Genomic DNA, 10,110 nt, shown 5'->3' with positions numbered 1-10,110 from the left:
TCAATTTCTTGCAATCCTCGCTACGGACGCTTAAGTCCGACAGGCTGCTAGCGAATATTCAACCGAAATTCGCTAGCAGCCTTCCAACCCCTGTAAATGGCCCTGAAAAAACGGAGTAAACGAAAAAACTTGTAACGATTTCCAGACGTATTATTTAGCAGAAATATGAATGTAATCCTCTAAGTTTAGAATCAAATTTCACTTATTAAAATAATAAAATCAGTATTTAAAATTTTTTATTTCTATTGGAAATTTAAACTTGCTGACTTGCTGGTTTTCGATAAGAATCAAATATGAGAGATCCAAAAAAAGGACGAGGAAACCGCCTATGGGAAACGCCTTGCAAGCCAGGCCGATCATCTCAACCCAAACAACCACCTACATTCTCGACAGTAATGTTCTGATACACGACCCTAACTCAATCCTCAACTTTGAAGAGCATCAGGTGCTCATCCCCATGACCGTTCTGGAGGAACTGGACAAGCTTAAGAACGGAAAGCAAACCATCGCCGCTGACTGCCGACAGGCCATCAGGCTGATTGACCAGATACTGGGTACTGCCTCACCCTCGGAGATCGAAGCAGGCGTTCCTATCAGACGTGGTAATAAATCAGAGCCTCAGGGTACTCTCTCAATCCTGAGTTCTCACCGTATAGAAAACATCACCACACTGCCCACCAGCAATAACGATAACCGCATCATCAACGATATCTGTCATTTTCAGGAAACCCATCCGGGTATACCGGTGATCCTGGTGACCAAAGATATCAATATGCGTCTCAAAGCCAGGGGATGCGGAATTCCAACGGAGGATTACCACAGCGACCAGCTGGTTTCCGATATTGGTTTACTCAATAAAGGTTATCGGCTGTTTGAAGGCAACTTCTGGGACCGGGTTTCCCAGGTTCAGACAGAACAGCTGGAGAGTAATACCTATCACCGATTGTTGAAAGAAGAGCTCGGAGAGGACATCCATCTGAACCAGTTTTTACTGGACGACACTGGATTTGTAGCTCGGGTGAACGCCATCACTCAGGACGAAGTCCAGTTGCAACACTTCTGCCGTGAAGCATTAATGAGTCAGGAAGCCTGGGGGCTTCAACCTCTCGATATTCATCAGGCCATAGCCCTGAATCTTTTACTGGACCCCGACATTCATCTGGTCAACCTGACCGGTGCTGCGGGCTCAGGTAAAACCATTCTGGCCCTGGCTGCAGCGATCGAGATGACAGTAGCCACCAAACAGTTCCGTCGAATCATAGCGACCCGTTCAACCCGGGGGCTGGATGAAGACATTGGCTTCCTGCCGGGCACGGAAGCGGAGAAAATGGAGCCTTGGCTGGGCGCCATTACTGACAACCTCGAAGCCCTGCACTACGACGATGAATCCACCAACAGCAGTGTGGATTACATTCTCAAGCAGGTCCCTCTCCATTTCAAATCCCTGAACTATATCCGGGGACGAAGCTTTCAGCAGAGCCTGATCATCATTGATGAATGTCAGAACCTGACACCGCACCAGATAAAAACCATTATCACCCGTGCGGGTTCCGGTAGTAAGGTCATCTGCCTGGGCAACCTGGCTCAGATTGATACCCCTTACCTCGCACCGACCAGTTCAGGACTGACTTACATGACTGAGCGATTTAAAAACTTTCCACACGGTGGCGCAGTCCAACTACAGGGAGTCCCACGCTCGCCACTGGCGGCATACGCTGAAGAAAATCTATAATTTTCACTTACCTCAGAACGATAGCCAGACTTGATCGTCTGGCTATCAAAAACCGACAGCCATTAATCATTAACTTTCCTCCCCCTAAAGCCCTGCTCACCAGCAATCTGAACCACTTTTTAACGCCTTATTGGGGAAGCACTGCACTTTTGCGACATCTTTTGTACTTACGGGTTAACACAACAAAAGGGTATTATTAGAACACCACCAGAAACGGATGTTATGAATGAAATCTCTGAACTGCTTCAAATCCTATGACATCCGGGGCCGCATGCCGGATGAATTGAATGAAGACATTGCCTGGCGCATTGGTCGTGCAACAGCAGAATACTTAAAAGCAGACACCGTCGTTGTTGGTGGAGACATTAGGCTTTCATCACCCTCCCTGAAAGCCGCACTGAGTGATGGCCTGAGATCGGGCGGAGTCAATGTTCTGGATATAGGTCTATGTGGCACGGAAGAAATCTACTTCGCAACGTCACACCTGAAAGTAGATGGTGGCATCATGGTAACGGCCAGCCACAATCCCAGAGACTACAATGGCATGAAACTGGTCAGAGAAGACAGTAAACCTGTTTCAGGTGAAACCGGTCTGCGTGAGATACAGAAGCTGGTCGAGGATACATTTGTTGCTGCACCATTAAACGACGCCTCACCCATAACAGACCGCTCTCTGAAGGGTGATTATAAAGAAGTCAGCGTTCTTGATGACTACATTGATCACATGCTTGGCTACATCCAACCTACTCGGCTAAAGCCCATGAAACTGGTTGTTAATGCAGGTAACGGTGCGGCAGGCCATGTGATTGATGCGATTGAAGCCCGTTTTCAATCCACTTCAGTCCCCATTGAATTTATCAAAGTTCATCATGAGCCCGATGGTAACTTTCCCCATGGCATTCCTAACCCGCTGTTGCCTGAGTGTCGCCAGGCAACCAGCGATGCTGTTCTCGAACATCAGGCCGATATGGGGATAGCCTGGGACGGCGATTTTGACCGCTGTTTCCTGTTCGATGAAAAGGGGCAGTTTATTGAGGGTTATTATATTGTGGGTCTTCTGGGTGAAGCCTTCCTGAACCATACGCCGGGGGCAAAGATCATTCATGACCCGCGACTGACCTGGAATACCATAGACCAAGTCAGGAGTGCTGGAGGAGAGCCGGTGCTTTGCAAAACGGGTCACGCATTTATCAAGGAGAGAATGCGCAAAGAAGATGCCGTTTATGGTGGTGAAATGAGTGCCCACCATTACTTCCGTGACTTTGCTTACTGTGACTCTGGCATGATTCCCTGGCTGCTGGTTACAGAACTATTATCTCAGAAAGGTCGGACACTCTCTGCGTTGGTGGCCGAACGAATAGACAAATTTCCCGCTTCCGGGGAGATCAATAGCACAGTTGAAAATCCAGCACAGACCATTGAGACCATTCTGATCAGGTACGAACAAGATGCCGCTGAAATTGATCGTACCGATGGCATCTCCGTTGATATGGGAGAGTGGCGTTTCAACCTCAGAATGTCTAATACTGAGCCGGTCATTCGACTGAATGTGGAAAGCCGGGGAGATCAGGCGCTGATGGAAGAAAAAACAACAGAACTGGTGACCCTCATTCGATCTCATTAGTGTCTGAAAGTCCGGGTCCAGCTTGCTCTCTCATGCTGCCTAACAACATAATAGAGACAATTCACTACCAAACACCTCCGCCCTCAACTAGGATGTGTTCCATAGTGCTAAGGAAGAAAACCAATATGCTTTTTGTCGTGTCACCTGCCAAAACCCTGGACTATGACACCGCTCCGGTGACGAAAAAGTTCAGTCAGCCAGAGTTCCTGGACCAGTCTCAGGACCTGATTAATCAGTTGCGCAGGCTGAGTCCGTCAGATATCGGCAGCCTGATGAGCATCAGCGACAAACTGTCACAGCTGAATGCAGCCCGTTACGAAGCCTGGCAGCAACCTTTCACCCGGGATAATGCCAAACAAGCTGTCCTCGCCTTCAAAGGTGATGTTTACACGGGACTTGATGCTGAGACTATGAATGCCAAACAGTTTGATTATGCGCAAAAACACCTGCGCATTCTCTCTGGTCTCTATGGTCTGCTGAAACCTCTCGACCTGATGCAGGCATATCGTCTGGAAATGGGCACCCGATTTGCCAACCAGGCAGGAAAAGACCTTTATGCATTCTGGGGCGAACAGATCACCGACAAACTGAACGAAGAAATGGCTGCCCAAAAAGACGACATTCTGGTCAACCTGGCCTCCAACGAGTACTTCAAGGCTGTTAAACCCAAACTGTTGAAAGGTCAGATCATCACTCCGGTTTTCAAGGACTGGAAAGGTGACAAGTACAAAATCATCAGCTTCTACGCTAAAAAAGCCAGAGGCCTGATGTGTCGTTATGCCATAGATAACAACCTGAAAAAAGTCGATGACCTGAAAGGTTTTGATTATGAGGGCTATAGCTATAACGAAGCCATGTCGAATGACAAGGAGTGGGTGTTTATTCGCAAAGAAGTCTAAGTTATCTTCTTCCAGCTCCGTGATTGCCGTTGAGCTGGAAGACACTTCCCTTCTATTACCAACACAATTCACGGTTACTTAATAATACCCACTTCCAACTCCCGCTTTCTGGTGTAGAGAAAGCGAATGATGTCGTAGCTGAAGGGCGAACTGAAATCGTCATAGCTCATGGGTACGGTGTAACGATAGTTAATGCCATAGATAGCAAACAGTTCAGGTTCGCTAAACACCTGTGCAGGCACCCCAAGAAAATCAATATAATCTTCTGCTACCAGATCGACGACCAGACCACTGACATCCCTCAAACTGAATGGGCCAATCACCGGAACCACCAGATAAGGTCCGGGCCCCACGCCATATTTTGCCAGAGTATTGCCAAATTCATTGGGATGATGGGGCAACCCCATACTCTCAGCAGGATCAAAAAAGCCCAACATACCCAGAGTAGAATTGATGAATAATCGACCGACTGATCTGACAGCTCGCTCACCCTCAAACTGAAGCAGGTTGTTCATAAGAGTGGAAACTTCTTTCAGATTCTGAAAAAAATGGGCAATCCCTATCCGAACGAAAAACGGAGTCACCGTTTCATAAAGCTGCATAACAGGCTCAAGAAAATAGCGATCCAACTGCCGATTGAAAGCAAACACCTCGCGATTGAAGGACTCCAGTGGATCATAAACATCCATAAAAGACATTGGATTGTGATGCCAATTTTCCAACAGCTCATCATCAGTGTCTCTGAACTTCAGAGTATCCATAGGATCTGCATAGGGGATACGCTGATCAGCCAGGACATTAAAGACTATGAGAGAAAAAAACAGCAACAGGAGCCCGGCTCTAGGCATCAGGGAACCCCCTACCCTTCATAAAGCTGAGCATATCCCGTACGTTTTGATGGTATTTCAGATTGCCCATATGCCCACCCAGAGGGTAAATTTTTATCCGCCCTCTGAAGGTGTCATAAAGAAAGTCGAGCCCTTTCTTATCAATAATAAAGTCATCCACATTGTGCATCACACCAACATGGCGGGCACGCTTCAGCCAGGTCTTAAGGCGAGGCAGACCGCTCTGCTCAAAGATAAAAGTGCGCTGCATTCGGAGGGATTTTTTCTGACCGGAGTGGATTCCCTTCTGCCTCTCTACGTAGGGGATCAGCACATTATCGATGTAGCATTCAAAACCGCAAAACATAGCCCGCTTAAAATAAGGAGTTCGACTATCACTTCGCGTGAGCCTGAAATATCCGGGGATCAGTTTGCCGTCCCAGGTCATGACAGCAGAAGTGAAATAAAGGGACGCTACTACCAGCCTGAAATTGACGCCTATCAGCAGCGCCAGCTCTTCTCTGCTCATGGCATAAGTGCTTTTCATCACCTGAACCAGCATGGGTTCATCCAAATCAATACTTTTATGAGCTTTAAAATAGGCAGCCAGCTTGTCAAAGTAGTGATTAAAAAGCGTTGTTGCACTGTCAACGCCCGGCACATCCACCTGTAGTAAACGATCAAGGCTATCGACGGTGCGCCGCAAGTCAACAGGAGGGTTCACTAACAATACTCGTTCAAAGCCAAACGCGTTCTGTTCGCTGTCTATTCGGGCTACAAACGCAGCATTGAGAGCGCCAAGGCTGTAACCTGTCAGATACCAGCCACTAATCTCCAGTTTTTTAAAGGAGCGGACCCGCTTGACAGACGCTTTCATCAAACGATAGATATCTTCTGAATCTTGCCGGGTCAGGCCGGGCCGATGAGTTCGGGAACTGGAAACAACAAAGTCGTAACTGGTGGGGGATGAGATCTGAATGACATGAAAGCCGGCCTGATAATAAACCTTTTTCAGGAACTCGACCTTACTGGTATCGAAACGCCCCCCAGTACCTGCAATGATAAATATCAACGGAGCAGGTTTCTCCTGCCAGGCCAATTTGAAACGGGGTTTCATCACATCCCAGAATATACCCGGCGCCCCCTTAATGGTTTCGTCAGCCAATCCTAAAATCGCCTCACGGACAGTACCCTGCCCCAGCTTCACCTGTTGCCCGGGCGGAGTGCCAACGACGGTGGCCAGAAATGGATCCCTGATAGGAAAGTCATAAGCCCACGAAGTGCCCAAATAGAAAGGAAACAGAAGTAATAAAAGTTTTTTCAAAATGGCAATAATGCAACTTCGCAACTTCGAAAAACATCCTGCCCACCCCACAATGTCCGTGAGGACCAACGGACAGAACGCCCCTCTTCCAGTCATATCATTACTACTGAGTGTTTTCCGGCGATGAAATCAACAGGTAAACCGTCCAGTCTTTGGAAAACAGGCCACCAGTACTGACCTTTTCCAGAGAGCCCCTGACCTGTCCATTGATGGAATACTGAATTTTTTCGCCTTTCTGGTCTGGCAATGTCACCTCCTTTTGACTCCAACTCCTGGGCAGACATTGACCGATGATACGGTTGGCTTCGTCAAAAGCCAGAGTCGCAGTCTGCTCATCAGGCAGGACTCGACTGCATACATAGCTATAGCGATTGGACCACTGCCAAACCTCACAGCCACCGTTCAGTGGTTGATAGTCTGTCTGCCAGATGGTGATCTTATTGTAAAAAGAAGGCTGTTTACGTATATCCGAAAAGCCATCCCGGCTCTTGGTAAAAAGATGCCCAAGATCCTGACAGATTTTGTCCTGATCAACTGTACGCTTTTCGGTAATGACTTCATCTTTTTCGCCGACAGGCTGGTATGCATACCCCGAAACCAGAGTACCTGCTGTCACCACTAACGCGGCCACCTTGAGACTTTTTTTAATCGTTTTGTTGTTAAAGACTGATTTCATCGACTTATTCCCTGGTTCTGAAAAACCTTCACCAAGACCTTGCCTGCAGAGACAGGCAAGGTCGCAGACGGAACAAGTCTAGAAAATATAATTCAATTGTGCAGCTACAATATTGGAGCTGTTCTTGTAATCGCCTGTTACTGTGCCGTAAAAAGGATTTGGAGTAGCCCTTTGATCCGGGCTGTACTTGGATTCATTGATTTTACCTTCTTTCAGACTCACATATGCATAGGAAATATCAACGGAGATGTTGGTATCAGGCCTCCAGTTTGCTCCCACGGTAAACCAGTTACGATCCGAATCCGGTGTACGGACTGTACGATTGTCATCATCGACGGGGGACTCATCAAACATATAGCCTGCCCTCAGTTTCCACTCTGGCAGTACTTGCCATGTCGCACCAAAACTCCAGGCCCAAACATCTTTCCAGTTGATTGGGACGTAGCTGGACAGGGCAGAATTATCGGCTCTGACATAAAATTCCTCGAACCGGCTCCAACGGGTCCAGGTGGCCTCAGCCATGAGAGTCCATTCATCGTTTAGCTCATGAGTCAGGCTTAGAGCCGCTTTTTCTGGCATAGTGATATCGAGCTTTGCATCTGATTTCAACTCAACCGGGGCCAGACCCTCAACTTTTACATCTCCCTCGATTTCAAAATCAAGTTCTGAGAAGTAAGCAAGGCCAACGTAGGTTTTATCATAAACATTCCACAGTGCTCCCAGAGTCCAACCCAATGCGTTGGCATCACCCTCAATCTTTGCTTTTGCAGCAGGCACAAGGGGATTGACATTTTGAGTTAATTCCCCCTCCACATAGGAACCAATTAACCCAAACCCAACCGAAAGGTCTTCCTGAAATTTATAGGAAACCGTTCCCTGCAGGCTCACGGTTTTAACGCTGGTTTTATTACCAAAGAAACGACCCGCCCAATCCTTGTCATAATCCAGCTCAATACCATTAGGAGCATACCCACTTATACCAAAGCTGATTTGCTCATTCAGTGGCATAACAAAATGCCCAAAAGGAATCCCGCTTGTTGACACGAAATCTTCCGTCTTACCCTGGGCAATCACCGTTCCACCCGCAGTATGCTGACCCTCAAATTCCCCTCCTTCAAGAATGACAGCAGAACCCACAGAAACCTGCATACCCTCAACATAAGCTATACCTGCAGGATTATTGGCTGCAATAGAAGCATCCTGGGGGTTGGAAGCCCTGCCCGCATAGGCTGTGCCCATGTAGCTGGCTGAGTTTTCATAAACGCCGTAACCCGCAGAGTAGACACTGCCAGAATGAAAGGAAACGGCCATAGCGGCAAGAAGAGGTGACAGAACAGCCACCCTCTGTCGTAAACACAAAGTCATTTTCAAACCTCATTGTGTTGTGTGTTGGTTTGAAAGGTATAGACGCAGAAACGCTTCGCTGCCTTTTTTTAAAGGCATAAACGACGATTAGTAAACAACAGTTATTAAAAGCATGGGAGCTCTGATCAAATAGCTATATGTCAGAGCGCGTTAAAGTCATCGGGAAATGGGTGGCAGGTCAAAACGAGGGAGAGATAATTTCTTATAAAGAGCCAACAGTCTGAGTAACAGAACCAGACCCGCAGACAACAATGTGGCCATATTGACGCCAATATAAGACTCTGATGCAACGAAGAGAGCACCACCCGCCATAGCGGCAAAAGCATACACCTCTTTTTTCAGCACCAGTGGCACTTCACCAGACAGCAGATCCCGGATAGCGCCACCGCCACAGCCGGTGAGAACCCCCATCATGACAGCGACAATGGCTGAAGCGCCGAAATCCAGAGCTTTAGTGACACCAATCACCGTAAATACAGCCAGACCCAGCGCATCAGAAATCAACATCATATGATGCGTTTTCTGATGCCAGCGTCTTATCAAAATCGCCAACAGGGTTGAGACCAGAATGACCAGAACGTAATCGTGATCCTGTACCCAGAAAACCGGTGTGCCGCCTAAAAGGACATCGCGAATCGTGCCCCCCCCCCACGGCAGCGACAAACGCCAGAACCATGGCACCAAAGATATCCATATCTTTACGACAGGCCAGCCAGGCGCCGCTGATGGCAAAGACAGCGGTGCCAAATAAATCCAGAATGTAAAGCAGCATGAAAAAAAGAGTGAGTCCGATTAATTAATATTAAAATTATACGCCCAAGGCCACATACCCCATATCAGGACGCTTACTTAATTGAACAGGAACTTTCCTCAGACTACGGAGGCTTATGCAGGTTCAGATGACCTCAATGTGCTTGTCTTTCATTTATATAAAAAACATCTTAAGTATTCAACCTGACGCAATTACCAAGACTTAGAGAGCAATCTGACTCTCTAATTGCAAATTTTTTTCAATTTTTTTACATCTTTTTCTGATGCTAATTCAAATCTCATCCTTTTATAAAAATCATTAAATATCAAAAAGTTAGCAATATAAGACCGAATCAAAACAGCTTAAATTCATTAAAATGAAAATCGAATACTATTCGAATTTTAATTAACACCCAACCCTGTCTTGACTCGACCCCTCTAAACAGAGATATTTCGTACTGTCGTTTCAAATGCCCGTTTCAGAGCACGTTAAAACGTCATTCAACAAGCGGATATTTATAAACGACAACACACACTAATAATAAGCACAAAAAGACTAGCGGCCCTTCGACCAGCGAACCTGAGAAGACTCGAAAAGAGCAAACAACGTTCGCAATCAGGCAGTCTCATATCACTTGTTAATGAAAAAAGAAGTTCTTTCTTTTTTAACAAGGAGTCGCCTCAGGTCTTGCCGACGTCAGGAGTTATAATGAAAAGCCACACTCGTTCCTCGCATTTTTCTCTCACTCCATTAGCTTTGGCCTCCTCTCTGGCAGTTGCTGTTTCAGCAGGTCAGGCAGTAGCCGGTGGTTTTGAAAAAGCGACTCTCTGGGATGCCGAATACACTGCATTGGCAGGTGCAGCTGTTTCTTCTGTCGATGATTCCAGTGCGATCTTCTTTAACCCGGCCGGT

Annotated in this window: 8 protein-coding genes and 2 pseudogenes; 4 read left to right on the top strand and 6 right to left on the bottom strand. The window is 47.0% G+C overall.

Features of this window, described 5'->3' with window-relative positions; genetic code table 11:
• Positions 1 to 328 precede the first annotated feature (328 nt).
• From KDK19_RS06080 to yaaA, 3 genes are all read left to right on the top strand, one after another.
• A complete protein-coding gene (locus KDK19_RS06080) occupies positions 329 to 1,732 on the top strand; it encodes a PhoH family protein (protein WP_257253519.1) in 1,404 nt (467 codons plus the stop codon).
• A 226-nt stretch (positions 1,733 to 1,958) separates the two neighbouring features.
• Positions 1,959 to 3,356, top strand: coding sequence for a phosphomannomutase CpsG (locus KDK19_RS06075; protein WP_257291556.1), 1,398 nt, complete (start codon positions 1,959 to 1,961; stop codon positions 3,354 to 3,356).
• 125 nt (positions 3,357 to 3,481) lie between these two features.
• Positions 3,482 to 4,255: a peroxide stress protein YaaA gene (gene yaaA, locus KDK19_RS06070; RefSeq protein ID WP_257282200.1), complete on the top strand. Its 774-nt coding sequence runs from the start codon at positions 3,482 to 3,484 to the stop codon at positions 4,253 to 4,255.
• 74 nt (positions 4,256 to 4,329) lie between these two features.
• Here the strand turns inward: yaaA and KDK19_RS06065 are convergent, their stop codons facing one another.
• The 6 genes and pseudogenes from KDK19_RS06065 to KDK19_RS24320 form a co-directional block, all read right to left on the bottom strand.
• A complete protein-coding gene (locus KDK19_RS06065) occupies positions 4,330 to 5,103 on the bottom strand; it encodes a VacJ family lipoprotein (protein WP_257253517.1) in 774 nt (257 codons plus the stop codon).
• On the bottom strand, positions 5,096 to 6,430 hold the full coding sequence (locus KDK19_RS06060) for a hypothetical protein (protein ID WP_257291555.1): 1,335 nt from the start codon (positions 6,428 to 6,430) through the stop codon (positions 5,096 to 5,098). Before KDK19_RS06060 ends, KDK19_RS06065 begins: the two co-directional genes overlap by 8 nt.
• A 79-nt stretch (positions 6,431 to 6,509) precedes the next feature.
• Positions 6,510 to 7,082: a hypothetical protein gene (locus KDK19_RS06055; protein ID WP_257291554.1), complete on the bottom strand. Its 573-nt coding sequence runs from the start codon at positions 7,080 to 7,082 to the stop codon at positions 6,510 to 6,512.
• 78 nt (positions 7,083 to 7,160) lie between these two features.
• Positions 7,161 to 8,447 (bottom strand): OmpP1/FadL family transporter, encoded by a 1,287-nt coding sequence (locus tag KDK19_RS06050; RefSeq protein ID WP_257253514.1) that lies wholly within the window; start codon positions 8,445 to 8,447, stop codon positions 7,161 to 7,163.
• A gap of 156 nt (positions 8,448 to 8,603) precedes the next feature.
• On the bottom strand, positions 8,604 to 9,110 hold the full coding sequence (locus KDK19_RS06045) for a trimeric intracellular cation channel family protein (RefSeq protein WP_257291553.1): 507 nt from the start codon (positions 9,108 to 9,110) through the stop codon (positions 8,604 to 8,606).
• A gap of 37 nt (positions 9,111 to 9,147) precedes the next feature.
• Positions 9,148 to 9,219, bottom strand: a pseudogene (locus KDK19_RS24320) (trimeric intracellular cation channel family protein); the annotation flags it as partial.
• Positions 9,220 to 9,906: 687 nt separating this feature from the next.
• Between KDK19_RS24320 and KDK19_RS06040 the strand changes: the two are divergent.
• Positions 9,907 to 10,110, top strand: a pseudogene (locus KDK19_RS06040) (hypothetical protein); the annotation flags it as partial.

Origin of the sequence: Endozoicomonas sp. ONNA1 (assembly GCF_024606325.1) — a bacterium.
In the GTDB taxonomy this organism is placed as follows: Bacteria; Pseudomonadota; Gammaproteobacteria; order Pseudomonadales; family Endozoicomonadaceae; genus Endozoicomonas_A.
Note: the sequence above shows the minus strand (reverse complement) of the source record. Positions and strands in the feature narration are given on the sequence as shown.

What these genes read in the sequence shown, in the direction of transcription:
- yaaA (WP_257282200.1), top strand. Translation starts at nt 3,482, where the DNA reads ATGCTTTTTGTCGTGTCACCTGCCAAAACCCTGGACTATGACACCGCT.
- KDK19_RS06065 (WP_257253517.1), bottom strand. Translation starts at nt 5,103, where the DNA reads ATGCCTAGAGCCGGGCTCCTGTTGCTGTTTTTTTCTCTCATAGTCTTT.
- KDK19_RS06075 (WP_257291556.1), top strand. Translation starts at nt 1,959, where the DNA reads ATGAAATCTCTGAACTGCTTCAAATCCTATGACATCCGGGGCCGCATG.
- KDK19_RS06080 (WP_257253519.1), top strand. Translation starts at nt 329, where the DNA reads ATGGGAAACGCCTTGCAAGCCAGGCCGATCATCTCAACCCAAACAACC.
- KDK19_RS06055 (WP_257291554.1), bottom strand. Translation starts at nt 7,082, where the DNA reads ATGAAATCAGTCTTTAACAACAAAACGATTAAAAAAAGTCTCAAGGTG.
- KDK19_RS06050 (WP_257253514.1), bottom strand. Translation starts at nt 8,447, where the DNA reads ATGACTTTGTGTTTACGACAGAGGGTGGCTGTTCTGTCACCTCTTCTT.